Raw genomic sequence first — 26,078 nt, 5'->3', positions numbered from 1 at the left:
TTAATATTTAATTCAAAAGTACATTATTTTATGGTTAGTAAAAACCAAATAAAGCTTATCTCTAGCTTACATCAAAAAAAGCAGCGTTTTGCTAATCAATTATTCTTTGCTGAAGGAGTAAAAGTAATTCAAGAATTGCTGCAATCCAATTTTGAATTAGAACATTTGTACACCACATTGAATGATTTTGAAAGCGTCCATGCTTCAAAACGTACTCTTATTAATGACCAAGAACTGAAAAAAATAAGTGCTTTGTCGACTCCAAATTCTTGTCTGGCGGTTTTTAAAATTCCAGCCGAAAAGAAGATAATCGATTCGGGTTTAATTTTAGCCTTAGACGATATTAGAGACCCTGGAAATTTAGGCACTATTTTGCGTCTTTGCGATTGGTTTGGTATTAAGCAGATTATTTGTTCTAAAGAAACAGTAGATATTTATAATCCGAAAGTGGTACAAGCTACAATGGGATCAATTGCCAGAGTAAATGTAAGCTATGTTGATCTAAAACTTTTTCTTGCTCAAACTAAACTGCCAGTTTTTGGAACTTTTATGGATGGCGAAAATATTTATCAATCCAAATTGCCTCAAGAAGGAATCATTATTATGGGTAATGAAGCCAACGGAATTTCAGATGAAATTGAAAAAATAGTAACCAGCCGTCTTACAATTCCTAGATTTGGAGAGCTTCAAAAAACGGAAAGTTTAAATGTAGCTACTGCAACAGCAATTATTCTTAGTGAATTTAAACGAAATAGTTGATATTTTGTTTTAATGGAAAGTGAAATTTATTAAGAGTGCTCTAGATTTCATCGAATCTATATTTCCAGTCCAAGGGCTGTCTGGAGTATTATCTCTAATAAGTTCATCTGTTATGCCGAACATTCCTCTAACAGAAGGAGAGAAAATAAAGTATTCGGTGAAAATATCAATTCCCAAACCTAATTCGTAAGCAGCTGTCCACTGTTTTACTCTAAATTTTTGCTCGAAGTTATCGTCTTTAGATTTGGAGTTGCTCGATAAATTTAAAGTTGTAGACATACCGCCAACCAGATACGGACGTATGTTTCCTGTACGCAAGGCAGAAAATTTCAGTAGTAAAGGGAAGTGGATGTAAGTACTGTTTACTTCTCTTAGATAATCGCTTTCTTTGTTGCTTATGCCAGGAAAATATAAATCTCGTTTTGTGTAATATAAACCTGGCTCAAAACGCAGGTTGATATACTCCTGAAGTCTTAAGTCGGCTACAACGCCGACATTAAAACCAGTAGTTTTTTTAACTTGAATGTCTTCCTGTACAGGAGTTTTATAATCAAATTTAAAGTCAAAACTGTTAAAACCTAAAAAGTAACCAAAGTAAACACGCTGTTTCTGCCAGTTTTCAAGATTAATAATAGGATCTTTGCTAAACATGTTTTTAGCAAATTGCGAATGTCCTTTTGTCGTTAAGACCAATAAAAATAAGATTACAACTTTTTTCATACTATTTTTTAGATGCAGAATAAATTGTTGCGACACCAAAAGTTTGAGGCATTGCCACAACATCTATAAACCCAGTTTTTCTCAAAATATTGTTTAAGGCTTCTCCATAAGGAAAAGCAGCTGCAGATTCAGATAAATAACCATAAGCGTCATTATCTTTAGAAAATAATTTCCCTATTAATGGAAGTATATTTTTGCTGTAGAAATTGTAGCCTTGTTTATAAGGAAATTTATCAGGAACAGACGTCTCTAATATAACAAAAACGCCATTTGGTTTTAAGACTCTTAAGATTTCTGCAAAACCTTTTTCTAGATTTTCAAAATTTCTTACGCCAAAACCAACTGTGATTGCATCAAAATAATTGTCCTCAAATGGCAAGTTTTCAGAATCGCCTAAAACTAATTCAATAACATTTGAAAGTTTCTTTTCTTCCACTTTCTTTTTTCCCACTTCCAGCATTCCGGCAGAAATGTCTAGGCCAATAATTTTTTCAGCATTAGTTTGCGCAAGCAAAATGGCCAAGTCGCCAGTTCCGGTTGCAATATCAAGAATAACTTTTGGTTTTTTGTCTGATACTATTTTTAATACTTTTTTACGCCATTTAACATCGATTCCAAAAGAAATTACGCGATTCAAATTATCGTAATTCCCAGAAATGGTATCAAACATTTGGGTTACTTGCTCTTTTTTACCTAGGGTAGAGTCTTTATACGGAGTTACTTTTTCAGACATTTTTTTTATTTAGGCAAATATAAACAATCTAGTTTAACTGTAATTGAGTTTTTTAATTTGTAAAATAAATGTTTTGGAGTGTTTGTTTTAAAGCAGAATAAACAGGTGTTTCTGCCATCCCTAAATCTAGGTATTTTGTCAAAATCCCTAAATCACGGTATTGTCTAATAAGGCTATTATGAGCAACTTTGTCAAAGTAAAAATGATTAAAGTTTTAATGATTGATAATGTCGCTATGACTTAAACAGATGATTACTTTTTTTGTGCTGGTAATTCATTTGTTCATGAAAGAGTTTTGAAAAGTATTGTTCTTGGGGGGAAATACTATATTAAGCGCAAAGTACGTTCTTAGGATTAAATTTGTTTTTGGAAATTTTAATTTTCTGCCTTTAATATCTTAGTGGTATTTGTTATTAGAGGCGTTTGAGGCTTAGGTCTCAAATAACATTAAATGTTATTCAGTTTTACGAATGTTTCTCGACATTTGTGATTTTTTTTTAACAAAATTCTTCTTGAGCGAGTTAAGCTTCAATATCAATTATTTAAAAACATCCTCCCTAAAAAGAGGATGTTTTTTATTTATTTTCTAATGTAAGTTTCATACGTATAATCATAAAGATGTTTCTCATCTTTATAATTTTCTTCAGCTTCTACCAAAATCCATTCGCTTTTATTGATTTTAGGAAAAAAGGCATCTGCATCAAAAGAATGATGAACTTTAGTTAGTTCAATAATATCAGTAAATGGAAGGGCAAGATTGTAAATTTCGCCACCACCTATAATATAACTGTCGTCGTTTTCAGGGCACAACGCAATTGCTTTTTCAATACTATCTACTACAATGCATCCTTCCGGTTTATAATTTTCTTGACGTGAAATTACAATGTGAACACGGTCTGGTAAAGGTTTCGGGAAACTCTCAAAAGTTTTTCTTCCCATAATAATATGATGACCAGTAGTAAGCGATTTAAATCTTTTAAAATCATTTGGCAAATGCCAGACTAATTCGTTGTTTTTTCCAAGCGCATTATTTTCGGCCGCGGCCGCTATCATTATAATCATAGTATGCTTAACTAAATTTTATTTTCATTCTCTTCGTTGATCGAAGATTCAAGCTGACTGATTCTTTTTTGCTGTAAAGCAACTAATCGGTCAATTTGTTCTCTTTCCCATTTTTTATTCATAAAACGGTCAGTTATATACACTTTTATAAAATGAAGAATAAAAAGGAAAAGCCAGATTGTAATACCCCAGATACACCAATTTTGAGTTGTGCCTTCTCCAAAACCAAAAAATTTATTGGCAACAAATAAAAATAAACTTCCAAGCAGGAAAAGAACAAAATGAAAATATAAGACCTTTTTTTGTCTTAATCGGCGCCTAGCATATTCGTATTGTTCGTGTACTTCTTTTTCCATAAGATAAAAATGAGATCATAAAGTTAAAATTTATTTTTGAAAGTCAGTATTTTGGATATGGAATATTTGCTTTTAAATGATCTAAGAATTTGAAAAACAAAATTTTAACCGCTTTAAATTATAGATAAAGCGAAAATAAGACAGTGTTTTTGGTATTATCATAAATCGTTTTGAGGGTTGCTAGTGTTTCGTGGAATTTAATTAATTTTAGATGTATAAATCTAAAAACGAAATAGTTATGTCTTTAAAAAAACAATTTGTGAAAACGAAACCCGTATGTAAAGTTACGTTTTCAATAGATGCTAAGGATGCAAATTCGGCGGCTGTTGTTGGAGATTTCAATAATTGGAATGCTGAGGAAGGAACTTTGAGTAAATTGAAAAATGGAACTTTTAAAGCAACTTATGACTTGGTTAAAGATGCTATATACGAATTTAAGTATCTAGTTGATGGGAATTATGTGAATGATCCAGAAGCTGATTCTTATAAATGGAATGATTACGCTGGCAGTGAAAACAGTGTTTTAGTTGTATAAAAAAATCCGCTATTAAAGCGGATTTTTGTTTTTTATACTGCAACACTTCCTTTTATGGCAGGATGCGGATCGTAATCTACAAGTGTGAAATCATTAAAATCAAAATCAAAAATGTTTTTAATCTCTGGATTTAAAATCATTTTTGGTAATGGTTTTGGTTCGCGTGTCAATTGCAGTTCCAATTGTTCGAAATGATTGTTGTAAATATGTGCGTCACCAAACGTGTGGATAAATTCACCTGGCTCTAAGTCGCATACTTGTGCAATCATCATAGTCAGCAATGCATAAGAAGCGATGTTAAAAGGTACTCCTAAAAAGATATCGGCACTGCGCTGATATAATTGACAAGAAAGTTTTCCTTTTGTTTCTCCTTTTTCAGGATCTGGACTTGCTACGTAAAATTGAAAAAAGGCATGGCAAGGAGGTAAAGCCGCTTTGTTGTTGGCTACATTTTCCTCAAAAGACTTTTTAGTATCTGGCAAAACTGAAGGATTCCACGCAGAAACCAACATTCTTCTGCTATTTGGGTTTGTTTTTAATTCAGTAATTAATTCAGAAATCTGATCAATTTCTTCGCTGTTCCAATTGCGCCATTGGTGTCCATAAACTGGACCTAAGTCGCCATTAGAATCTGCCCATTCATCCCAAATTTTCACTCCGTTTTCCTGAAGATATTTGATGTTTGTATCACCTTTTAAAAACCAAAGCAATTCGTAAATGATGGATTTTAAATGTAATTTTTTGGTCGTGACCATTGGGAAACCTTCACTTAAATCAAAACGCATCTGGTAGCCAAAAACGCTTTTAGTTCCTGTTCCGGTACGGTCTCCTTTTTGATTGCCGTTTTCTAAAACGTGTTTTACTAAATCTAAGTATTGTTTCATTTTGTTTAATCGTTAAATCGTGGATTTGTTTAATCGTGGATTTGTTTAATCGATTTAACGAATAAACGGTTTAACGATTAAACATATATTTATCTTCTAGAGATTTCGTCTCTAATTTTTGCTGCTTTTTCGTAATCTTCTTGAGAAACGGCTTGGTCTAAAAGTTCGTTTAATTCTTGCAAAGAATGTTTTGCATAAACATCTCCAGATTGGTTGCTTTCTTCCTCATGCCCAAAAGTTTCAGGATTCGAAAGAACATCATCAATTTCTTGAGCGCCAGAATCTGTTTCGGCAGTATTCGATTTTAAATAAATCCCAGCTTTATCTAAAATGTTTTTATAAGTAAAAATAGGAGCATTGAAACGCAATGCCAAAGCAATAGCATCAGAAGTTCTAGCATCGATGATTTCTTCGATTTTGTCTCTTTCGCAGATTAAGCTTGAATAGAAAACGCCATCAACTAATTTGTGAATGATAACTTGTTTTACCACGATGTCAAATCTTTCGGCAAAATTTTTAAATAAATCGTGTGTTAGCGGACGTGGCGGTTTTATTTCTTTCTCTAAAGCAATAGCGATTGACTGGGCTTCAAAAGCGCCAATAACAATAGGTAATTTTCTCTCGCCGTCGACTTCATTCAAAATTAAGGCATAAGCGCCATTTTGAGTTTGACTGTATGAAATTCCTTTTATGGATAATTTTACTAGACTCATATATGTTTGTAAAAAAGACACTTAGCGCCTTATTTTAATACTATTTTGGTTTGGAAAATAAAGCTGCAATTTTAATTAAAAAATATGGAACAAAAAAGCTGCCTATAAACAAAGATACAACATCTTGTTTTTAGGCAGCAATATTTTTAAAGAGAATTCTTTGTATTAAGAATGCTGAGCTTTGAAAGCTTTTAATTTCTCTGTTAATTGTGGTACAATTTCAAAAGCATCTCCAACTACACCATAGTCAGCAACTTTGAAGAAAGGAGCTTCTGGATCATTATTGATAACTACTTTTACTTTAGAAGAGTTGATACCAGCAATGTGCTGAATCGCTCCAGAAATACCTATAGCAATGTATAAGTTGGTTGCAACTGGTTTTCCTGTTTGTCCAACGTGCTCGCTGTGAGGTCTCCATCCTAAATCTGAAACTGGTTTAGAACAAGCAGTTGCAGCTCCAAGAACAGCAGCAAGATCTTCTACTAATCCCCAGTTTTCTGGACCTTTCAATCCACGTCCGCCAGAAACTACGATATCCGCGTCAGCGATAGAAACTTTTCCAGATACTTTTTCTACAGATTCTACTTTTACTCCAAAGTCATTGTCACCAACAGTTGGGTTGAAGTCTTCTGCAGCGGCAGCTCCTGCGCTTTCAAAAAGACCGTAAGAGTTTTTAGCTAAACCAAGAACTTTTACATCTGTATCGATTTGTGTAATGTTGAAAGCTTTGTTTGAGAAAGCGTTTCTTTTTACTTGAAACGGAGAAGTGCTAATTGGCAATCCAACAACGTTTGAAGCAAAACCAGCATTTAAAGCCACAGCAACTAGCGGTGAAAGATAAATGCTGTCTGTTGTAGAAGAAAGCAATACTACTTTTGTTCCTTCTTTTTCAGCAGCTTGTTTGATCACATCAGCGTAAGCTTTTGCATTAAAACCAGCTAATTTATCATTGCTTACTTTTAAAACTTTATCAACTCCGTATTTGCCTAACTCGCTTACATCACTGATGTTTACTGTTAAAGCAGTAACAGTTGTTCCTAATGATTCAGCTACTTTTTTAGCGTAAGAAGCTAATTCGAAAGCAACTTTTTTAAATTTTCCTTCTGCAGATTCTGCGTATATTAATATTGACATAACAATTTTAGATTTTAGATTTTAGATTTCAGATTTTTGAAAATGAAATTTAAAATGATTATTGATTTTAGATTTTGAAGTGAATCAAATGTTGAGTTTTAGATTTCGTATTGCAATCAGCAATCTAAAATCTAAAGTCTACAATCTTAAATCACTTTAGCCTCGTTGTGTAATAAATTGATTAATTCATCTAAATTATCTGCAGAAACTAATTTTACTGCTGATTTTGGAGCTGGTTTTTCAAATTTTACCGCTTTTGTATTTACGGCTGCATCAACTGGCTCAAGAATAGTAAGCGCTTTTGTTCTTGCAGTCATAATTCCTCTCATGTTTGGGATACGCAAATCTTTTTCCTCAACAAGACCTTTTTGACCTCCAATGATTAAAGGAAGAGTAGTGCTTACAGTTTCTTTTCCGCCGTCAATTTCACGAACAGCTTTTACATTGTTTCCGTCAACAGTTAAAGCTGTACAAGAGTTTAAGAAATTGTGGCCTAAAATTCCAGCAATCATACCAGGAACCATTCCTCCGTTATAATCTAAAGATTCTTTACCTGCGATTACTAAATCATAACCACCGTTTTTAATTACTTCTGCCAATTGTTTTGCAACGAAGAAACCATCTGTAGGATTTGCATTCACACGAATTGCTTCGTTTGCTCCAATTGCTAATGCTTTACGTAAAGTTGGTTCAGTATCAGGACCTCCGACGTTTACAACTGTTACATTTGCTCCTTGTTGTTCTTGAAACCATATAGCGCGTGTAAGACCAAATTCGTCGTTAGGGTTAATTACATATTGTACACCATTAGTGTCAAATTCTGAGTCACCGTTGGTAAAGTTAATTTTTGAAGTAGTATCAGGCACATGGCTGATGCAAACTAGTATTTTCATAAGTATATATTTTGAATTTATAATATGCTTTTACAAATTTAGAATTTAATTTGGAATAATTATACTATGCATGCATAATATTTTTTAAAACTATTACGATTTCGCAGATTGTTCAGTTTTGGATGAATTTCATCGGAATCTAAAAATAGAATAATATTCATTTTGTCTGATTGTTAGGAATTTTGCAATAACCGATAGTTGGAGAGCAAATTAATTATGTATGAGAAATACTAATTTTTTGTTTTTTACGTTTAGATGAATGAATTTTGGAGAAACAAGAATTAAACAAATCGATAGAAGTTTGTCTGAAAAATGTTTTAAGTAAGTTTAAGTGTGAATTATACGTTATTATATCGATTTCGTAAATATCACAATAAAGTTTAAAAAGTTAAAACCTGAGAAGAGATAGAAGTTCATGCGATTTTAAATTCAATTTTTGCATTTAAGTTATTTAAAATATTTATTTTTGCTCTTCAGAAAATTCAACATACAATATAAAATATGAGAACAATACAATTTAGAGAGGCCATTTGTGAAGCGATGAGCGAAGAAATGCGTCGCGATGAATCCATATATTTAATGGGAGAAGAGGTTGCAGAATACAATGGAGCTTACAAAGCTTCTAAAGGAATGCTAGCTGAGTTTGGTGAAAAAAGAGTAATCGATACTCCAATTGCTGAGCTTGGATTTTCAGGAATTGCAGTAGGTTCTGCGATGAATGGAAACCGCCCGATTGTAGAATATATGACATTCAACTTCTGTTTAGTTGGTATTGATCAAATTATAAATAACGCTGCTAAAATGCGTCAAATGACAGGAGGACAATTTAATGTGCCTATCGTTTTCCGCGGACCAACAGCTTCTGCTGGTCAATTAGGAGCTACTCACTCACAGGCTTTAGAAAACTGGTTTGCTAACACTCCAGGTCTTAAAGTTGTTGTTCCTTCAACTCCTTACGATGCAAAAGGACTTTTGAAATCTGCAATTCGTGATAACGATCCAGTTATTTTTATGGAATCTGAGCAAATGTACGGAGACAAAGGTGAAGTGCCAGACGGAGAATACACAATTCCTCTAGGTGTTGCTGATATTAAACGTGAAGGAACAGATGTAACTATCGTTTCATTCGGAAAAATCATCAAAGAAGCTTTTATCGCTGCTGATGAATTAGCAAAAGAAGGAATCTCTTGCGAGATTATCGATTTAAGAACAGTTCGTCCGATGGACAAAGATGCGATCTTAAAATCGGTTAAAAAAACAAACCGTTTAGTAATTCTTGAGGAAGCTTGGCCAGTTGCCAGCCTTTCTTCTGAGATTTCTTATATCGTACAAGAACAAGCTTTTGACTTCCTTGATGCGCCAATTCAACGTATTACAACTGCAGATACTCCCGCACCTTATTCTCCAGTATTGCTTAAAGACTGGTTGCCAAATGCAGGTGATGTAGTAAAAGCAGTTAAAAAAGTATTATACAAATAATACAAATACATAATACTCATAAAACTTCATCAGACAACATGGATTGGTGAAGTTTTTTTTTACTTTGTAATGAACAAATTAACTCTACTTCTCTTATATTTTTTATTTGCTTTTGCGAATGCTGCTACTGCACAAACTAAGGTGAGTGGAGTTGTTTTGGACAAAACCAATCAGCCGATACCTTTTGCAAATGTAGTGTTTAAAGGTTCTAATATTGGAATTGTCTCTAATGAAGACGGGCGTTTTTATTTAGAGTCGCCAAATACTTATACAGCACTTCTTGTATCTTCGGCAGGATTTTCGGATAAGGAAGTTCCTTTGGAAAAAGCAGTCAATTACAATTTCAAAATTGTTTTGTTTGAAGAACAAGTGCTTAACGAAGTCGTAATTTATACCGGAAAAACTTCTAAAAAAAATAACCCTGCGTTGGATATTTTGAGAAAAATTTGGGAAAGAAAACGTAAAAACGGACTGTACCTGTTTAATCAATATCAAATGCAGAAGTACGAAAAAGTGGAGTTTGACATGAACACTATTGATAGTGCATTCATGAAAAATAAGCTTTTTAAAGGAATGGAGTTTATTTTTAATCATGTTGATACTTCAGACGTTACAGGAAAAACCTATTTGCCAATTTTTATCAACGAATCGGTTTATGATGTTTACGGGGACAATAAATTAAAAAAGGTAAAAGAAAACCTTACGGGAAATAAAATGTCTGGTTTTAATGGAAATCAGCAGATTTTATCTTTTGTGAAAGACCTTTACTCAGATTATAATATTTACGATAATCACCTTAAGTTTTTTGATAAGAGTTTTACAAGTCCGCTTTCAAAAACAGGAATCGATGTGTACAATTATGTTTTAAAAGACAGTGCTTATATCGATAAAAAATGGTGTTATAATATTGTTTTCTATCCGCGACGTAAAAACGAATTAACCTTTAAAGGAGATTTTTGGGTTAATGATACCACTTTTGCCATCAAAAAAATTAATATGGGTGTAACTAAAAGTGCCAATATTAACTGGGTAAAAGATATTTATATCGAGCAGGAATTTGAGGTTGAAAACGATTCTGTGTTCCTTTTGACTCGTGATTACATGATGTCTGATTTTGCTTTAAACAAGAAAGAAAAATCAAAAGGAGTTTACGGTAAAAGAACAACTTTGTATCGCAACCATAAATTCAATATTCAAAAACCGGAGAAATTTTATAAAGAAGAAGTCAATTTTATAGATAATGCCGTTTATGACCGACCGCCTGAATTCTGGGAAGAAAATCGTTTTGAAAAACTGAATAAAGACGAACAAGGAATTTATAAAATGCTTGACACATTGCAAACCGTCAAGCGATTTAAGCAGCTGTATAACCTTGTTTCTATTTTAGGAAGCGGTTACATTGAGTTTAAAAACTTCGATTATGGACCGATTTTCTCCACTTTTGGCTATAATGAAGTTGAAGGTATAAGACTAAGAGTAGGAGGAAGAACCTATTTCGGGCCGAATGATCCATGGCGTATTCAGGCTTACACGGCGTATGGGTTTGATGATAATAAATTCAAATACGGAGTTTCTGGAAAATGGATGGTTGATAAGAAAAACCGAGTTATTATTTCTGGAGGGAATAGGCGTGACATTGAACAGATCGGTGCGAGTTTAACCACCACAAATGATGTTTTAGGGCGAAGTTTTGCCTCTTCGGCATTGTTTACAACAGGAAGTAACGGAAAATTGACCAATATTAATTTGAGCAACATTTCTGTAGAAATGGAGCCTAAAAAGAATTTTATTGTCTCGGCAGGACTTTCATATCGAACATTAGAATCGGCATCAAAAACATTTAGTTTAGATTATTATACAACTTTACCAACCGCTGCAAATCCAGCTGGAGTTGTTGAAAGCATGGTAAAACAATCTGAAGCTAATATTCAGTTTGAGTTTATGCCAAACAGAAAAACTATCGGTTATGGTGTAGAAAGAGATTTGGTTGATAGTCCTTTTAGTCATTTCTTTGTCAATTTCAGTTATGGATTAAAAGGTGTTTTTGACAGTGATTTTGCTTACGAAAAAATTCAGGTTTTCTACAGACAGCCAATTATTATTGGACCTTTAGGAAGAACAAATATTACAGTTGAAACAGGAAAAACATTTGGTACAATTCCGTTAGGTTTGATGAGTGTAATTCCGGGTAACCAGACTTATTTTACGATTGAGAATACATTCAGTAACTTGAATTTCTACGAATTTGTTACTGATCAATATACAACCCTGCAGTGGAATCATGATTTTGGAGGTAGATTGTTTGCAAGAATTCCATTTATGAGAAAACTGAATTGGAGAGAATTTATTGGAGTTAGAGCCGTTCACGGAACTATTTCTGATGCCAATCGCGCCATTAATGCGTCGGGATTGCCTTATAATGCCCCTGAAAAAGTATATTGGGAATACAATGCAGGAATTGGAAATATCTTTAAGGTTTTCCGTCTCGATTTCTCTTGGAGAGGAAATTACTTAGATATGCCAGACGCTCATAAATTTGCAATTAAAGGATCATTTGGGTTTTATTTCTAATTGGATTTTAGACGCAAAGGTTCAAAGTTACAGAGTCGCAAAGGTTTAAAAATCTTTGCGATTTTTTTATGCTTACTTTTTTTGCACGCAGATTTTGCAGATTTAAGCAGATTTATTTTTTGCAATTAGAAATTATTTAATCTGCGTTTATCAGCTTAAATCTGCAAAATCTGCGTGAAACAAAATCGATCATTTGCTAAATATTTTTTTATTTAATTTTGGAATGGATTTAAAAATGAAAGTAATGCAAGAAGCCATCGATTTTTTAACCAATAAAAATCCAATATTTTTAGAAATTATTGAAAAATACGGATTACCTCCAATTCCAAAACGTCCTCCAGGTTTTGAAACTTTGGTTTTGCTTATACTCGAACAACAGGTTTCTATAGATTCAGCAAAAGCCACTTTTTTAAAAATCAAATCTTTTACAACTTGTACCCCTGAAAACATGGCTGTTCTTTCTGATGAAGAATATCGAAATTTAGGAGTAAGTCGGCAAAAAACAAAGTATATTAAGATTTTAGCTGAAGCAGTTTTGAATAAAGAGTTAGTAATTGAAAGTTTGGTTTCGAAATCGGCAAAACAAGTTCGCGAAGAGCTAATTAAATTAAAAGGAATTGGAAATTGGACGATTGATATTTATTTAATGTTCTGTCTGGAAGAGCCCGATTTAATTCCATTAGGAGATATAGCAGTTATAAATACAATAAAAGAATTGCTGAATATTCACGATAAACAGGAAATGGAAATTCACGCTGAACAATGGAGTCCGTATCGTTCTTATGCGACTTATTTACTTTGGCATTATTACTTGAAAAAAAGAAATCGAACAATTACCTATTAAATGCTTGTTTTTTAAACTCTAATGAAGATAATTTAACCTTGTTTTTTATTGTAAAACTAGATTCTTTAGTTATTTTTGCAACCGAAATTATAGAAACAATAAAAAACGAAAATGACCGCAGACAAATTAACGACTTTCGATGTATTGATCGAAATACCAAGAGGAAGCAGAAATAAATACGAGTACGATTTTGAAATTAAAAGAATGCGTTTCGATAGAATGTTATTCTCTTCAATGATGTACCCAGCAGATTATGGATTTATTCCAGAAACTTTAGCTTTAGATGGTGATCCTCTTGACGTATTAGTTTTGGTAAACGAACCAACTTTCCCTGGGTGTGTTATGGAAGTAAAGCCAATTGGTGTATTCCACATGGCAGATGATAAAGGACCAGACGAGAAAATTATTTGTGTACCAGTTTCAGATCCAATCTGGAATTCATTAAACGATCTTTCTGATATTAATGCTCACTTATTAAAAGAAATCGAGCACTTTTTCCAAGTTTACAAAGACCTTGAGAACAAAAAAGTAGATGTAGAAGGATGGGGAGACGTAAAAGAGGCTTACGATATTATCGCTGAGTGTACAAAGCGTTTTGATGATATTGAAAATAAACCAGCAGGATTATTTAGCATTAAATAATTTTAACCGTATTCTAATATAAAAAAAGCAATACTGCCGTCAGGAGTATTGCTTTTTTGTTTAAATTCGTTTTAGTTAGATTGTTGACTATTAACCAAAACCATTAAAATATTATGAATGCATTTATGATTTACCTGCCCATTATTATGGCAGTTTTAGGATTACTTTTCATGGGAATAAAAAGGACTTGGGTTTTAAAACAAGATGCTGGAGACGGTAAGATGAAAGAGATTTCAGATTACATCTACGAAGGAGCCTTAGCCTTTCTAAAAGCCGAATACAAACTATTAACCATCTTTGTAATTATTGCCAGTTTAGCTTTGGCAGGAATTACTTTTATTCCGGGAGTAAAAACACATTTATTAATCGTAATAGCATTTATTTTTGGTGCATTTTTCTCTGCTTTAGCAGGAAATATGGGAATGAAAATAGCAACAAAAACAAACGTTAGAACAACTCAGGCAGCACGTACGAGTCTTCCGCAAGCTTTAAAAGTTTCTTTTGGCGGTGGAACCGTAATGGGATTAGGTGTTGCGGGATTAGCCGTTTTAGGTTTAACTTCCTTTTTTATCATTTTCTTTCATTTGTTTTCTGGAGGAGTTTGGAAAGATACTGATACCATGACAGTTGTTCTGGAAACTCTTGCAGGATTTTCACTTGGAGCAGAATCTATCGCTTTATTTGCCAGAGTGGGTGGTGGAATCTACACCAAAGCAGCCGATGTGGGTGCCGATTTAGTTGGTAAAGTTGAGGCTGGAATTCCAGAAGATGATCCTCGTAATCCAGCTACAATTGCAGATAACGTAGGAGATAACGTAGGTGACGTTGCAGGTATGGGAGCCGATTTGTTTGGGTCTTATGTGGCAACTGTCCTAGCTGCAATGGTTCTTGGAAACTATGTGATAAAAGATATGGGCGGAAATATTAATGACGCTTTTGGCGGAATTGGTCCAATTTTACTTCCAATGGCAATTGCCGGTTTCGGAATTTTGTTTTCAATTATCGGAACAACATTAGTAAAAATATCAGATGACAATGCTAAAGAAGCGCAAGTACAGAAAGCATTAAATATAGGAAACTGGGTTTCTATTGTTTTAACAGCCGTTGCTTGTTTCTTCTTAGTACAACACATGCTTCCTGAAACAATGCAAATGACTTTCTTTGGAGAAGGTTCTAAAGCGATTTCATCAATGCGTGTTTTCTACGCTACATTGGTCGGATTAGTTGTGGGAGGAGCTATTTCATCTGTAACAGAATATTATACAGGATTAGGGACAAAACCAGTTTTGGCAATTGTTCAAAAATCTTCTACAGGAGCGGGAACAAACGTAATTGCAGGTTTAGCAACAGGTATGATTTCGACTTTCCCAACTGTATTATTATTTGCTGTGGCAATTTGGATTTCATATGCTTTAGCTGGATTTTATGGGGTAGCTTTAGCAGCTTCGGCAATGATGGCTACAACTGCAATGCAATTGGCAATCGATGCTTTTGGGCCAATTTCTGATAATGCTGGAGGTATTGCAGAAATGAGCGAATTGCCAAAAGAAGTTCGTACAAGAACCGATATCTTAGACTCAGTTGGAAATACAACGGCAGCAACTGGAAAAGGATTTGCTATTGCTTCTGCAGCCTTAACTTCATTAGCATTGTTTGCAGCTTATGTAACTTTTACAGGAATTGACGGAATCAATATTTTTAAAGCGCCAGTTTTAGCGATGTTGTTTGTTGGCGGAATGATTCCTGTTGTTTTTTCTGCTTTAGCAATGAATTCTGTTGGAAAAGCTGCAATGGATATGGTGTACGAAGTTCGTCGCCAGTTCAAAGAAATTGCTGGAATCATGGAAGGAACAGGAAAACCTGAATACGGCAAATGTGTCGAAATTTCTACAAAAGCCGCTTTACGCGAAATGATGCTTCCAGGAGTTTTAACGATTGGTTTTCCAATCTTGATTGTTCTTTTAGGGAAATTAGTTTACTCAGACAACAATCAATTAATTGCTGAAATGTTAGGAGGATATATGGCTGGAGTTACGGTTTCTGGTGTACTTTGGGCAGTTTTTCAAAATAATGCTGGAGGTGCTTGGGATAATGCTAAGAAATCTTTTGAAGCAGGAGTTATGATCAATGGCGAAATGACTTATAAAGGTTCTGATGCACATAAAGCAGCGGTAACTGGAGATACAGTAGGAGATCCGTTTAAAGATACTTCTGGGCCTTCTATGAATATTTTAATTAAATTAACTTGTTTGATTGGATTGGTAATTGCACCAATTTTAGGAGAAGGTCATGCACCATCAGACATTGCAGGAAAAGCATCTTGCTGTGCTAAAACAGAAATGCATGCAGGAATGTCTAAATGTGGCGATATGTCTGGAATGACAAAAGAAGAATGTATTAAAATGTGTAAAGAAAAAGGCTGTTCTGAAGAAGAAACGGCTAAATGTTTAGCACACTTTGATAAAACTGGAAAATATCAAAAAACAGATTGTTTTGATACCAGTAAATATGAGAAACAATCGGTTCGTGTTGAGGTTAAAAACATTAACGGTAAAACTACTGGAACTGTTACTAAAATAGAAAATGGTAAAACAACAACCGAAGTTTTTGAAGGAACTGAAGAAGAAGTTTTAGCGAAAGTAGAAGCTGCGAAATAATAATTTTACAAAATTTCTTAAAGCATTAAAAGCCTCTAAAAGTATTTAGAGGCTTTTTTTATTGATTTAAAGCATATTCTTTAATTAATGTAGAGGCGGGAATATGAAGGGTTTCAGTTAAAACTCTTATTTGCTTTATTGTTAAGGCTCTTTTGCGATTAAATAATTCCGACACTCTCGATCTGCTGTTTAAAATAATTCCTAAATCGGCATCACTTAATCCGTTTTGTTCCATCATAAATTTAATGGCTTCAATAGGATCGGGTTCAGGAATTGGATAATGAATTTGTTCGTATTTTTCGATAAGGGTTACCAGAATGTCCAGCTCATCTCCTTCAGCAGTATCTGGTTTAGCATCAAAAATGGAATTGACTCTTTCTAATGCTAAACTATAGTCATGTTCTGTTTTTATTGGCTTTATATTCATAGTTTACAAATTTTTAATATCATTTAAATCATCATACTCATTATGTGTTCCAATAAAAAGAATGTATACGATTTGGGTTTCATAATTAATTTTTACAATCAAACGATAATGATTTCCACAGATATTGAAGATTACTTTATTATTACCAATAAAATCTGCAGTACCAAAAAAAGATTTCACAGCGTTGGAATTAGAAAAGTTATTTTTATCAAAAACTTGATACCAGGATAATAATTGCTGTTTTGAATTTGGAAATCGTTCCCAAAAATTTTGCAAGGTTCTCTTTGCTATTATTCTCATAATTTAGTTTTGCAAATATATTTATTTTTTCCCAAATAGGGAAATGAATTTAAAGCAAAACAAATGTAGGAAAATATTTAAATAAAAAAGCCTCTAAAATTATTTTAGAGGCTTTTTTATTTAGTTTAAATCTGTGTAATTCGTGTTTTAAAACAATCCGTTTAGTTCAGCATCAATTTTATTAATGATATCTCCTAAATCTTCAGGATTATCAACAAAATTAATGTTGTCAACATCAATGATTAGTAATTTTCCTTTACTATAAGTCTGAATCCAAGCTTCGTATCTTTCATTCAAACGGCTTAGATAATCTATAGAAATAGAGTTTTCGTATTCGCGTCCGCGTTTGTGGATTTGTCCTACTAGATTTGGAATAGAACTTCTCAAATAAATCAATAAATCTGGAGCTTTTACCAAAGATTCCATTAATTCGAACAATGACGTGTAATTTTCAAAATCACGGCTTGTCATTAATCCCATTGCGTATAAATTGGGAGCGAAAATATGGGCATCTTCATAAATCGTTCTATCCTGAATGATTTTTTTTCCGCTTTCGCGAATTTGCTGCACTTGACGGAAACGGCTGTTTAGGAAATAAATCTGAAGATTAAACGACCAGCGCTCCATCTGATGATAGAAATCATCTAAGTACGGATTATCAACTACATCTTCATAATGAGGTTCCCATTTGAAATGTTTCGCCAATAATTTGGTCAGAGTAGTTTTTCCTGCGCCTATATTTCCTGCTATTGCTATGTGCATTACGGTGTTACGATTTTATAATTTGATATATCTGTAGCTGTAAAAATAGATAAAATTTGGTCTTTGTAATAAAAATTGTCAAAGGTTTTTTCCAAAACTTTAATTTCAGAAATTACTTCGGGATTCAATTTATTCATTCCTTTAAAATACAATAAATTATCTTTACTGAAAAGATATTGAGAAGAATTAACGATAATGATTCTATCAAAATCAGTAGTCTTTCCCAGCGATGTGATCTTTCCGAAAATGTCGCAAGAGTACCAGTTGTTTCTCTTATCAACCCAATAAAAAGTATTAAAATCGGTTTGGTAATATTGAATAGGTTCCGTCAGTGGAATTGAAACGGTTTTGTATTCATTTTTTAAATAATCAAAAAGACCAATCTGTTGATTTAAAGTATTGTAAATCCATAATTGATTTTGCGTAGACATTCCGATGGCACTTACCACAATTGGAGTTGCGTTCTGAGAGAAATTAATTTCGGTTATTTTATTTAATTGATTGTCCAATAAAACAACACTATTGAAATCTTCATAGAACAAAACAATTTTTAACGGATTTTGAAGATCGACTTTCGTGATTTTTCCTAAAGAAACATTTTTGTATTCGAAGATTTCTTTTCCTTTAATCTTGCTAAAAACATTATTGGTGATCTGATACGAATATCCAAACGCATCATAACCTAAAAACGTATCAGAAGTATTTCTATATTGAGAAATTAAAGTTGGATTTATACTCAAATCCTGAGCTAAAAGCGCTTGAAAAGTGCAGAAAAGAAATACGGAGAATAAAAATTTTTGCACCATTTTACGCATTAGAAATTATTTTACAAGAGCACCAAATTACAAAAAACTCTTCTTAAAATTTCAATTTAGAGTCTTAAACCTTTTTAAAATCTAATAGTCTAAAAAATAAGCGGTTCTATCTATGTCTTCATCCCGTTTATATATTTAGTTTTTTGAATTTTAAAATAAATAATACATTTGAATGTAAGCTTTATCGCATTTACTCACTTAAAGAAAATGAAATGAAAAAGATAATTTTTTATATGACTTTATTGCTTGTCTCTATGCAAACTCAAGCGCAAAAAGATTTTCAGGGAATGGCCGTTTACGAATCCAAAACACAGGCTCCAAAATTTGAAGGCATGCGCGGAAATAGAGACATTACGCCAGAAATGCAGAAAAATATGGAAGAGCGTATGAAAAAAATGCTCGAAAAAACATTCATTTTAAATTTCGATAAAGCGGCATCAATTTACAAAGAAGAAGAAAAACTAGAAGCGCCAGGCCAACAGCAAGGAGGTTTTCGAGTTATGTTTGGTTCGCTTACTGGCGGCGGAGGCACTTTTTACAAAGATGTAAAAACAAAAACGTATACTGTAGATAAAGAGTTTATGGGTAAAGAGTTTCTTGTAGTAGATTCTCTGCCAAAGCTAAACTGGAAATTAGAACAGGAAACCAAACAAATAGGTGGTTACAATTGCTTCAAAGCAACAGCGGTAAAACAGGCAAGTAAAACAGATTTTAGAAACTTTAGACCTAAAAATAACGATGACAAAAAAGACGAAGTAAAAAAGACTTCGGGTGAAACAAAGACCAATTTTGCAGACAATTTTGAAATTCCAAAAGAAATTGTCGTAACGGCTTGGTATACACCTGAAATTCCGATCAATCAAGGGCCAGAAAATTATTGGGGACTTCCTGGTTTAATTTTAGAAATTAATGATGGAACCACTACAATTTTATGTTCGAAAATTGTTTTGAATGCCAAAGATAAAGTAGAAATAAAACCTTCTAAAAAAGGAAAGGTAATTTCTCAGAAAGAATACGACGAGACGGTAATTAAAAAAATGGAAGAATTTAGGGAGATGAACCGTGGCAGAGCGGGCGGGCCTCCTCCTCCAATGGGTAGATAATATCTTTAAAATTCCAATTTTAAAATTCCAAATTGCTTTGCCTGTTCACTATCGCTCGGGTTCAAACTCTTAATATTCTTATAATGAATAAGATACTTTTTGTATTCGCCTTACTTTTTACTTCTATTTCCTTTTCTCAAAGTGTCCGTTTTGACGGTTTGATTCAGGACGAGCAGAAAAATCCGTTAGAAATGGCCAATATTATGGCTATTAATAATGGCACAAAAGCAATGGATTCTTATGGAATTACGAATGATAAAGGAAAGTTTCAGCTGACTTTAAAACCTAATACAGCTTATACCATTAAGATAAGTTATCTGGGAATGAAATCTAAGGAAATGGCAGTATCGACTAAGTCTGAAAATATGAATCAGAATATTGTTTTGGATGGTGCAGGAATAGAATTGGAAGGTGTTGAAATTGTTCGCGAAATGCCCGTTTCTATAAAAGGCGACACAATTGTTTACAATGCTGATTCTTTTAAATCTGGAACCGAAAAAAAGCTTGAAGATGTCTTAAAGAAACTTCCAGGAGTTGAGGTAAATGCCGATGGAGAAATTGAAGTGGAAGGAAAAAAAGTGAGTAAATTGATGGTCGAAGGAAAAGATTTCTTTGACGGAGATACCAAATTAGGCGTCAAAAATATTCCAGCCGATGCTATTGATAAAGTTCAGGTTTTAAGAAATTATAACGAAATAAGCCAGTTAAAAGGTCTAGAAAATGATCAGGAGAATGTGGCAATGAATATTAAACTGAAAGAAGGAAAAAAGAACTTTTGGTTTGGAGATGTGACCGCAGGAATTGGCGTTGCTGAGCTTGACAGCCGTTATATCATTAACCCCAAATTATTCTATTACAGTCCAAAATACAGTATTAATTTAATCACCAATTTTAATAATATTGGCGAATTGCCCCTTACGGCACAAGATTACTTTAAGTTTACAGGAGGATTCAAAAACGTGATGAAAAAAGGAGGTAGCAGTTTTAATGTTTCTTCCAATGATTTAGGGATTTCATTATTGCGTAATAATCGTGCAAAAGAAATTGAGACCAAATTTGGCGCAACAAACTTTGCTTATTCTGTCAATAAAGCTTGGAATATTAGTGGTTTTGGAATTCTATCAACTTCAAAAACAGAATTGGAAACCAAATCGCAAACCACAATTTTAGATTCTGGAGATCAGCAGAAAAGTAACGAAAATACTAGTCAGAAAAATAATTTGGGACTTTTTAAATTAAGCTCAACTTATAAGCCAAGCGACAAATTTCAGTTTGATTATGATATCTTAACCAAACTTACTAAACAAGAAGAATATTCAGATTTGTTTAGAGAGCAGATTGTTCAGAATGTTGCGACTTCAGAAGATATTTTTACAACAAAAAAGCAAGATCCTACTTCGATTAATCAGAATTTGAGTTTGTATTATACGCAAAGTGCTAAAAATATCTTTGCTTTTGAAATGCAGCATTTATATCAAGATGAAAATCCCTTTTATAATGCCAACCTGCAAACACTTCCTTTTGATTTATCTGGATATATTACAGATCCAGCGCAATCAAGAAATGATTATAATCAAGACCGATTTGTAAAAACCAATAAATTGGATGCGAAACTAGATTACTATTATATGGTTACGCCAAAAAGCAATTTCAATATTACTCTTGGAAATACTTATTCGTATCAGAACTTTAATTCTCACATTTTCCAAATGTTAGATAACGGAACAAGAAATGATTTGAATGACGTTGAAAATAATAATGATGTAGATTATCGTTTTAATGATGCTTTTTTAGGTTTTCATTATAAAATCCTCACAGGAAAATTTACGTTTACACCCGGAGTGAGCTTTCATACGTATCAAATGACAAACGGACAATTAGGAACTGATTATTCTCAGAATTTCACGAAAGTGCTTCCAGATTTCTTTGCTTTATATCAAATCAAGAAATCAGAAACATTGACGTATAATTTTTCGCTAACAAATGATTTTACAGATATCAATCAGTTGGCTTCGGGTTATGTTTTGTCTAATTATAGCAGTTTGTTTCGTGGGAATCGTTTCTTAGAAAATGCTACGTCACAAGTGCATTCGTTGCGTTATTTTAAGTATAATATGTTCAATTTTGAGAACATTTTTGCCAATGCAACTTATACAAGAAAAGTAGATGCGATTAAAACAAAAGCCAATTTTGACGGAATTAATCAGTCTTCGGTTCCCTATAATTCCAATTTAGCCGATGAGACTTTTAGTGGAATGGGAAATTACGGACGTTCGTTTTTAAAGAATTATAAAGCTTCTGCAAACGCTAGTTTTAATTGGTCAAAATTCAATAATATCCAGAACAATCAATTGTCAACAACCGAGAGTTTTAGTCAGAGTTATACCGTTCGAGCTTCAACAAATTACAAGAATCTTCCAAATATAGAGTTTGGGTATAATCTTTTGGTCAATAAATACAGTGGTTCAACTTTTTACACCGATAAACCATTTGCAAGATTAGACTATTATTTCTTAGATAGTTTCTCATTTGTTTCGGAATACGAATTCTACCATTATTATAATGGAGACAAAACGGTTGATAATGAATATGATTTTTTAAGCGCCAGTTTAATTTATCAAAAAAAGAACAGCAAATGGGAATATAAAATCTCGGCAACCAATTTATTAAATACAAAATATCTTAATGATGACAGCTTCTCGCAGTTCTCTACAAGAGTCTCACAATATACTGTACAGCCGCGTTATATCATATTTTCAATGAAATATAATTTGTAGTATTTTTGGTGCTAATATTGTGGTTTTTGTGATTTGTTTAATGAAGAATCGGATATCTTTGTGCTATATTATTAACAACAAAAAATGTAGTTATGCGCAATTTTATCTGGAGTTTGTCACTCCTGTTTGCTGGAATTTCGACCTCTTTCGCTCAAACAAATGGAATAGAAAAAGGAACCTATTTATCTACAAATAAAGGTGGAAAGATTAAGTTAAATTTATTAGAGGACAATAAATACGAATTGGTTTTTTATTCGGGAGGTTATGAAATTAAAGGCGATTCGCTAGTTTTCTTAAAAGGCACTAATAATACAGTAAACAGATTTGATCTTTCTTTTGTAAAAGATAAAAAGGCAGCAAAAGTTAAGATTAAATTCTTGAATCCGTCTTATTACTCATTCTATTTAGGAACTCAAAAAGGTTCAGAATCTGTTCAATACCAGAAACTTTCAGATATAAAAGCAAAAGTAGATCCTGAGTATCTTAAAACAGATTTAGATTTTGAAATAGATAAAACGGATTTCCTTTATTTGGTTTACGAAGATTATGACGGAAAAAGCGATGTGAATAAATATGCATTGCCAAAAGATGTTTCGGAAGTGATAATCAACTATGATATGGCTGTTTTGAGCGATTTAAATCTGATTGGATCTTTTGATAAAAAAACGAAAGAATTGAAAATTTCTGATCAATACGGAAAAGATCCTTTGGTATTTATCAACGAAAAAGAGGAGAAGCTAGCTAAAGTTCAAGCAATAGTTCCGGTAGAAACACAAATTATTCCAAATTGGACTTATCCAGGAAAAGAAAATACTTCAATCAATGACGATTTTGGTTCTGATGTTGTAATAGATAGTGCTGCTGCAGTAGTGGATGCTGCAATTGCGCCACCAGCATATACAAGATATGATTTTAAATTGAAAATCGAAAACAGTTTAAAAAAAGCAATAGAATCTACAAAAATGGCGAGCAATAAGTTTTTGGTTGTTGTAGTTGATAGCAAGAATAAAACTGCAAAAGAAGGTTTTGATGCTTTTGTAAAAGAACAGGAAACGCAGACGGGATATAATATGTACGATTCATACAATGCACTTTATGATACCTACAATTATTATTTGGCTGGAGCCGATGATAAAAAATGGCTAAAGAATAATAAAATTACTAATGATCCATGCGTATTGGTTTTAAATGGAAATGGTGATCTTCTTGCTGTTGCAAAATCAGATTTAACAACGCAGCAATATCAGTTTGGTTATTATAATGATTTGTATAGAAAACTTCAAAAAGCAAATGCTTTCCTTTCTATAGATAAAGTTTTAAAGAACAAAAAGGCTTCAGATGTAGATTTAATTGCTGCTTTTAATAAAGCCGCTTTGTTAGAAGCATCTTATGATTCAGATTATTGGGTAAGCGACTCTAATTCGACTGAATTTGTAATCGAAAAAACAGTTTTAGATCAAAAAGTAGTAGCTCAAACTTGGAAAAAATTGATTGAAGCGCATCAGAAAGATAAGGCCGTAAATATGTTTTTGGCAGAAACAATTATAAAAGAAATCAAAAATCAAGGTTTTACAAAACAGCTTTTCAATCAAGATAGAATCCTTAATGATACCGATTTTCTATCGATAGATTATTTGCTTAAACATTTTGATGATATTGAGAATAATAAAGTGGCATTTAACAATAGTGCGCCAGAAATTCATAATATAGGAAGTGCTGTTTCTGAAGTTTCTAATGCATTGCAGCAAAATATATATGCTTCTCAGGACGGACTTACTGGCGAAATGAATAAAGAGAAAATCAATTCTGTTTATAAAAAGATCATCGCATCTGGTAAAGGTAATTTTGACGCCTACAGAAATTATTTTTATTACTTAAGCCAGCTTGAAGATCAAGACGGTTCAAACACAAATTATTTAAAAGAGTTCAATGCTTATTTTGATAATACATTAGCAGGAGCAAGTCCGATTGAAAAATTAGATGCTATTTTTGGAGGTTTAGATTCTAGTTCAAGCTATTCTTATGATGGATGGAGTTCGTTTAAACTTTACCATTCAGATATTTGCAACAATGCGGCATGGACAGTTGTATTAAAGCCACAGAATTCAAACTTTATTAAAGACGCTATTAAATGGTCTGAATATAGCTTGGTGATATCTAAAAACAATCCGTACTATTTAGACACTTTAGCACAATTGTATTATAAAGAAGGGCAAAAAGACAAAGCGATTGCAACTCAAACTTTGGCGGTAAAATATTTAAGTGTTACTGTTGAAGAAGAAACGGCTCAAAATATAAAAGATGTTTTAGCTAAAATGCAAAACGGGACATATTAAGCGTACAAGAAACCCGACAGGTTTTGAAATCTGTCGGGTTTTATTTTTTAAGAACTAAAAACAAAAATGGCTGTCTAAATTTTAGACAGCCATTTTTATATTTAAGATTTAGATTGAATTACAATCCAAATGCAGCTTTTACTTGGTCAACAAAATCAAGTTTTTCCCATGTAAACAATTCAACAGTAACTGTTTTTTCGTTTCCGCCTGGAGCAGAGAAAGTTTTAGTAACCGTTTCTGGTTTACGTCCCATGTGTCCGTAAGCAGCAGTTTCGCTATAAATAGGGTTTCTTAATTTCAAACGTTGTTCGATGAAGTAAGGACGCATGTCGAAGATAGCTTCTACTTTTTTAGCGATTTCACCGTTAGTTAAGTTTACTTTAGAAGTTCCGTAAGTTTCAATGAAAATACCCATTGGCTCAGCAACTCCAATTGCGTAAGAAACCTGAACTAAGATTTCGTCAGCAACACCAGCAGCAACTAAGTTTTTAGCGATATGACGAGTTGCATAAGCAGCACTTCTATCTACTTTACTTGGATCTTTTCCAGAGAATGCACCACCACCGTGAGCACCTTTTCCACCATAAGTATCAACGATAATTTTTCTTCCTGTTAAACCAGTATCTCCGTGAGGTCCTCCAATAACGAATTTTCCTGTTGGGTTAATATGGTAGTTGATTTTATCGTTGAATAAATGAGCGTGCTCTGGGTTTTTAGCGATAATTCTAGGAATCAAGATTTCGATAATGTCTTTTTTGATTTTAGCCAACATTGCAGCTTCTTCATCAAAATCATCATGCTGAGTTGAGATAACAATTGCATCAATACGAGTTGGTTTGTTATCGTCGCTATATTCTAAAGTTACTTGAGATTTAGCATCTGGACGTAAATACGTGATTTCTTTGTTTTCACGTCTTAAAATTGCTAACTCTTGTAATAATTTATGAGATAAATCTAATGCCAATGGCATATAGTTTTCAGTTTCGTTTGTAGCATAACCAAACATCATTCCTTGGTCACCAGCACCTTGCTCTTCTGGCTTAGCTCTGTCAACACCTTGGTTAATATCTGCAGACTGCTCGTGAATTGCTGAAAGAATTCCACAAGAATTTGCTTCAAACATGTATTCACTTTTAGTATATCCAATTTTACGGATTACCTCACGTGCGATTTGCTGAACATCAAGATAAGTATTCGATTTTACTTCACCTGCTAAAATAACCTGACCAGTTGTAACTAATGTTTCACAAGCTACTTTTGAGTCAGCGTCAAATGCCAAAAAGTTGTCAATTAATGCGTCCGAAATTTGATCTGCAACTTTGTCTGGATGCCCTTCACTAACAGATTCTGACGTAAATAAATAAGCCATAATAATGTAATAAAAATGTATTAATTTTAATTTAAGCGAGAAAAGTGATTGCTAAAAAGGGCTAAAGGAGAGTTCCTGCTTTAGCATTTTTTACTGCTGAAATGAATCTTTCAGCATTCATAACGAAACCATTTCATTATGAAGAGGTTGCAATCAGTTCAAATTTTTCCTCTATTTCGGGTGCAAAGGTATGAAACCATTTTGATT

The 26,078-nt window shown here is 33.1% G+C and carries 23 protein-coding genes; 10 read left to right on the top strand and 13 right to left on the bottom strand.

Annotation, left to right across the window (positions count from 1 at the left end; all coding sequences use genetic code 11):
* Positions 1-30: 30 nt before the first annotated feature.
* Positions 31-759 (top strand): RNA methyltransferase, encoded by a 729-nt coding sequence (locus RB618_RS03130; protein WP_308067433.1) that lies wholly within the window; start codon positions 31-33, stop codon positions 757-759.
* Between the two features lie 9 nt (positions 760-768).
* On the opposite strand, the gene RB618_RS03125 is transcribed toward RB618_RS03130, so the two are convergent.
* From RB618_RS03125 to RB618_RS03110, 4 genes are all read right to left on the bottom strand, one after another.
* Positions 769-1,479: a porin family protein gene (locus RB618_RS03125; protein WP_308067432.1), complete on the bottom strand. Its 711-nt coding sequence runs from the start codon at positions 1,477-1,479 to the stop codon at positions 769-771.
* Between the two features lies 1 nt (position 1,480).
* Positions 1,481-2,212, bottom strand: a complete 732-nt coding sequence (gene ubiE, locus RB618_RS03120; RefSeq protein WP_308067431.1) for a bifunctional demethylmenaquinone methyltransferase/2-methoxy-6-polyprenyl-1,4-benzoquinol methylase UbiE — start codon at positions 2,210-2,212, stop codon at positions 1,481-1,483.
* A 579-nt stretch (positions 2,213-2,791) separates the two neighbouring features.
* Positions 2,792-3,274 carry a dihydrofolate reductase gene (locus RB618_RS03115; RefSeq protein WP_308067430.1) on the bottom strand — a complete coding sequence of 161 codons (483 nt, stop codon included), beginning with the start codon at positions 3,272-3,274 and terminating at the stop codon, positions 2,792-2,794.
* A gap of 11 nt (positions 3,275-3,285) precedes the next feature.
* Positions 3,286-3,630 carry a 2TM domain-containing protein gene (locus tag RB618_RS03110; RefSeq protein ID WP_263524105.1) on the bottom strand — a complete coding sequence of 115 codons (345 nt, stop codon included), beginning with the start codon at positions 3,628-3,630 and terminating at the stop codon, positions 3,286-3,288.
* Between the two features lie 238 nt (positions 3,631-3,868).
* Here RB618_RS03110 and RB618_RS03105 point away from each other — a divergent pair, with 238 nt between their 5' ends.
* Complete coding sequence (locus RB618_RS03105) at positions 3,869-4,165, top strand: isoamylase early set domain-containing protein (RefSeq protein WP_308067429.1); 297 nt, start codon at positions 3,869-3,871, stop codon at positions 4,163-4,165.
* 32 nt (positions 4,166-4,197) lie between these two features.
* Here RB618_RS03105 and RB618_RS03100 read toward each other — a convergent pair whose 3' ends face one another.
* The 4 genes from RB618_RS03100 to RB618_RS03085 form a co-directional block, all read right to left on the bottom strand.
* The gene (locus tag RB618_RS03100; RefSeq protein WP_111379457.1) at positions 4,198-5,049 is read right to left on the bottom strand and encodes a thymidylate synthase; all 852 of its coding nucleotides are present in this window, start codon (positions 5,047-5,049) and stop codon (positions 4,198-4,200) included.
* An 89-nt stretch (positions 5,050-5,138) separates the two neighbouring features.
* Positions 5,139-5,762, bottom strand: coding sequence for a bifunctional nuclease family protein (locus tag RB618_RS03095; protein ID WP_008466556.1), 624 nt, complete (start codon positions 5,760-5,762; stop codon positions 5,139-5,141).
* A 165-nt stretch (positions 5,763-5,927) separates the two neighbouring features.
* Positions 5,928-6,896, bottom strand: coding sequence for an electron transfer flavoprotein subunit alpha/FixB family protein (locus tag RB618_RS03090; RefSeq protein WP_308067428.1), 969 nt, complete (start codon positions 6,894-6,896; stop codon positions 5,928-5,930).
* Between the two features lie 146 nt (positions 6,897-7,042).
* Complete coding sequence (locus RB618_RS03085; RefSeq protein WP_201998824.1) at positions 7,043-7,789, bottom strand: electron transfer flavoprotein subunit beta/FixA family protein; 747 nt, start codon at positions 7,787-7,789, stop codon at positions 7,043-7,045.
* Positions 7,790-8,290: 501 nt separating this feature from the next.
* On the opposite strand from RB618_RS03085, the gene RB618_RS03080 reads away from it, so the two are divergent.
* The 5 genes from RB618_RS03080 to RB618_RS03060 all read left to right on the top strand — a co-directional run bounded on the left by RB618_RS03080 (position 8,291) and on the right by RB618_RS03060 (position 15,982).
* Positions 8,291-9,268 (top strand): pyruvate dehydrogenase complex E1 component subunit beta, encoded by a 978-nt coding sequence (locus tag RB618_RS03080; RefSeq protein WP_184157974.1) that lies wholly within the window; start codon positions 8,291-8,293, stop codon positions 9,266-9,268.
* A 69-nt stretch (positions 9,269-9,337) separates the two neighbouring features.
* The gene (locus tag RB618_RS03075; RefSeq protein WP_308067427.1) at positions 9,338-11,839 is read left to right on the top strand and encodes a DUF5686 family protein; all 2,502 of its coding nucleotides are present in this window, start codon (positions 9,338-9,340) and stop codon (positions 11,837-11,839) included.
* A gap of 244 nt (positions 11,840-12,083) precedes the next feature.
* A complete protein-coding gene (locus tag RB618_RS03070) occupies positions 12,084-12,683 on the top strand; it encodes a DNA-3-methyladenine glycosylase 2 family protein (RefSeq protein WP_308067835.1) in 600 nt (199 codons plus the stop codon).
* A 111-nt stretch (positions 12,684-12,794) separates the two neighbouring features.
* On the top strand, positions 12,795-13,325 hold the full coding sequence (locus RB618_RS03065) for an inorganic diphosphatase (RefSeq protein WP_111379450.1): 531 nt from the start codon (positions 12,795-12,797) through the stop codon (positions 13,323-13,325).
* A gap of 113 nt (positions 13,326-13,438) precedes the next feature.
* Entirely contained in the window at positions 13,439-15,982 is a 2,544-nt protein-coding gene (locus RB618_RS03060; RefSeq protein WP_308067426.1) for a sodium-translocating pyrophosphatase, read from the top strand.
* A 58-nt stretch (positions 15,983-16,040) separates the two neighbouring features.
* Here the strand turns inward: RB618_RS03060 and RB618_RS03055 are convergent, their stop codons facing one another.
* The 4 genes from RB618_RS03055 to RB618_RS03040 form a co-directional block, all read right to left on the bottom strand.
* Positions 16,041-16,409, bottom strand: a complete 369-nt coding sequence (locus RB618_RS03055) for a DNA-binding protein (protein WP_308067425.1) — start codon at positions 16,407-16,409, stop codon at positions 16,041-16,043.
* Positions 16,410-16,412: 3 nt separating this feature from the next.
* Positions 16,413-16,709 carry a type II toxin-antitoxin system HigB family toxin gene (locus tag RB618_RS03050; RefSeq protein WP_308067424.1) on the bottom strand — a complete coding sequence of 99 codons (297 nt, stop codon included), beginning with the start codon at positions 16,707-16,709 and terminating at the stop codon, positions 16,413-16,415.
* 147 nt (positions 16,710-16,856) lie between these two features.
* Positions 16,857-17,471 carry a deoxynucleoside kinase gene (locus tag RB618_RS03045; RefSeq protein ID WP_111367772.1) on the bottom strand — a complete coding sequence of 205 codons (615 nt, stop codon included), beginning with the start codon at positions 17,469-17,471 and terminating at the stop codon, positions 16,857-16,859.
* The gene (locus tag RB618_RS03040; protein ID WP_308067423.1) at positions 17,471-18,286 is read right to left on the bottom strand and encodes a hypothetical protein; all 816 of its coding nucleotides are present in this window, start codon (positions 18,284-18,286) and stop codon (positions 17,471-17,473) included. Before RB618_RS03040 ends, RB618_RS03045 begins: the two co-directional genes overlap by 1 nt.
* 212 nt (positions 18,287-18,498) lie before the next feature.
* Here RB618_RS03040 and RB618_RS03035 point away from each other — a divergent pair, with 212 nt between their 5' ends.
* From RB618_RS03035 to RB618_RS03025, 3 genes are all read left to right on the top strand, one after another.
* Positions 18,499-19,389 (top strand): GLPGLI family protein, encoded by an 891-nt coding sequence (locus RB618_RS03035; protein WP_308067422.1) that lies wholly within the window; start codon positions 18,499-18,501, stop codon positions 19,387-19,389.
* 83 nt (positions 19,390-19,472) lie between these two features.
* A complete protein-coding gene (locus RB618_RS03030) occupies positions 19,473-22,166 on the top strand; it encodes a carboxypeptidase-like regulatory domain-containing protein (RefSeq protein WP_308067421.1) in 2,694 nt (897 codons plus the stop codon).
* Positions 22,167-22,258: 92 nt separating this feature from the next.
* The gene (locus RB618_RS03025) at positions 22,259-24,502 is read left to right on the top strand and encodes a hypothetical protein (RefSeq protein ID WP_308067420.1); all 2,244 of its coding nucleotides are present in this window, start codon (positions 22,259-22,261) and stop codon (positions 24,500-24,502) included.
* A gap of 118 nt (positions 24,503-24,620) precedes the next feature.
* Here the strand turns inward: RB618_RS03025 and metK are convergent, their stop codons facing one another.
* The gene (gene metK, locus RB618_RS03020; protein ID WP_111367782.1) at positions 24,621-25,871 is read right to left on the bottom strand and encodes a methionine adenosyltransferase; all 1,251 of its coding nucleotides are present in this window, start codon (positions 25,869-25,871) and stop codon (positions 24,621-24,623) included.
* Positions 25,872-26,078 lie beyond the last annotated feature (207 nt).

The sequence above is a fragment of the Flavobacterium sp. LHD-85 genome, assembly GCF_030929595.1.
Taxonomy (GTDB): Bacteria; Bacteroidota; Bacteroidia; order Flavobacteriales; family Flavobacteriaceae; genus Flavobacterium.
The sequence above is the reverse complement of the archived record's forward strand: the minus strand, read 5'-3'. Positions and strand labels throughout refer to the sequence as shown.

Bases quoted from the DNA above. Each gene is read 5' to 3' on its own strand.
- RB618_RS03130 (WP_308067433.1), top strand. From the start codon at position 31: ATGGTTAGTAAAAACCAAATAAAGCTTATCTCTAGCTTACATCAAAAA.
- RB618_RS03125 (WP_308067432.1), bottom strand. From the start codon at position 1,479: ATGAAAAAAGTTGTAATCTTATTTTTATTGGTCTTAACGACAAAAGGA.
- ubiE (WP_308067431.1), bottom strand. From the start codon at position 2,212: ATGTCTGAAAAAGTAACTCCGTATAAAGACTCTACCCTAGGTAAAAAA.
- RB618_RS03115 (WP_308067430.1), bottom strand. From the start codon at position 3,274: ATGATTATAATGATAGCGGCCGCGGCCGAAAATAATGCGCTTGGAAAA.
- RB618_RS03110 (WP_263524105.1), bottom strand. From the start codon at position 3,630: ATGGAAAAAGAAGTACACGAACAATACGAATATGCTAGGCGCCGATTA.
- RB618_RS03105 (WP_308067429.1), top strand. From the start codon at position 3,869: ATGTCTTTAAAAAAACAATTTGTGAAAACGAAACCCGTATGTAAAGTT.
- RB618_RS03100 (WP_111379457.1), bottom strand. From the start codon at position 5,049: ATGAAACAATACTTAGATTTAGTAAAACACGTTTTAGAAAACGGCAAT.
- RB618_RS03095 (WP_008466556.1), bottom strand. From the start codon at position 5,762: ATGAGTCTAGTAAAATTATCCATAAAAGGAATTTCATACAGTCAAACT.
- RB618_RS03090 (WP_308067428.1), bottom strand. From the start codon at position 6,896: ATGTCAATATTAATATACGCAGAATCTGCAGAAGGAAAATTTAAAAAA.
- RB618_RS03085 (WP_201998824.1), bottom strand. From the start codon at position 7,789: ATGAAAATACTAGTTTGCATCAGCCATGTGCCTGATACTACTTCAAAA.
- RB618_RS03080 (WP_184157974.1), top strand. From the start codon at position 8,291: ATGAGAACAATACAATTTAGAGAGGCCATTTGTGAAGCGATGAGCGAA.
- RB618_RS03075 (WP_308067427.1), top strand. From the start codon at position 9,338: ATGAACAAATTAACTCTACTTCTCTTATATTTTTTATTTGCTTTTGCG.
- RB618_RS03070 (WP_308067835.1), top strand. From the start codon at position 12,084: ATGCAAGAAGCCATCGATTTTTTAACCAATAAAAATCCAATATTTTTA.
- RB618_RS03065 (WP_111379450.1), top strand. From the start codon at position 12,795: ATGACCGCAGACAAATTAACGACTTTCGATGTATTGATCGAAATACCA.
- RB618_RS03060 (WP_308067426.1), top strand. From the start codon at position 13,439: ATGAATGCATTTATGATTTACCTGCCCATTATTATGGCAGTTTTAGGA.
- RB618_RS03055 (WP_308067425.1), bottom strand. From the start codon at position 16,409: ATGAATATAAAGCCAATAAAAACAGAACATGACTATAGTTTAGCATTA.
- RB618_RS03050 (WP_308067424.1), bottom strand. From the start codon at position 16,709: ATGAGAATAATAGCAAAGAGAACCTTGCAAAATTTTTGGGAACGATTT.
- RB618_RS03045 (WP_111367772.1), bottom strand. From the start codon at position 17,471: ATGCACATAGCAATAGCAGGAAATATAGGCGCAGGAAAAACTACTCTG.
- RB618_RS03040 (WP_308067423.1), bottom strand. From the start codon at position 18,286: ATGCGTAAAATGGTGCAAAAATTTTTATTCTCCGTATTTCTTTTCTGC.
- RB618_RS03035 (WP_308067422.1), top strand. From the start codon at position 18,499: ATGAAAAAGATAATTTTTTATATGACTTTATTGCTTGTCTCTATGCAA.
- RB618_RS03030 (WP_308067421.1), top strand. From the start codon at position 19,473: ATGAATAAGATACTTTTTGTATTCGCCTTACTTTTTACTTCTATTTCC.
- RB618_RS03025 (WP_308067420.1), top strand. From the start codon at position 22,259: ATGCGCAATTTTATCTGGAGTTTGTCACTCCTGTTTGCTGGAATTTCG.
- metK (WP_111367782.1), bottom strand. From the start codon at position 25,871: ATGGCTTATTTATTTACGTCAGAATCTGTTAGTGAAGGGCATCCAGAC.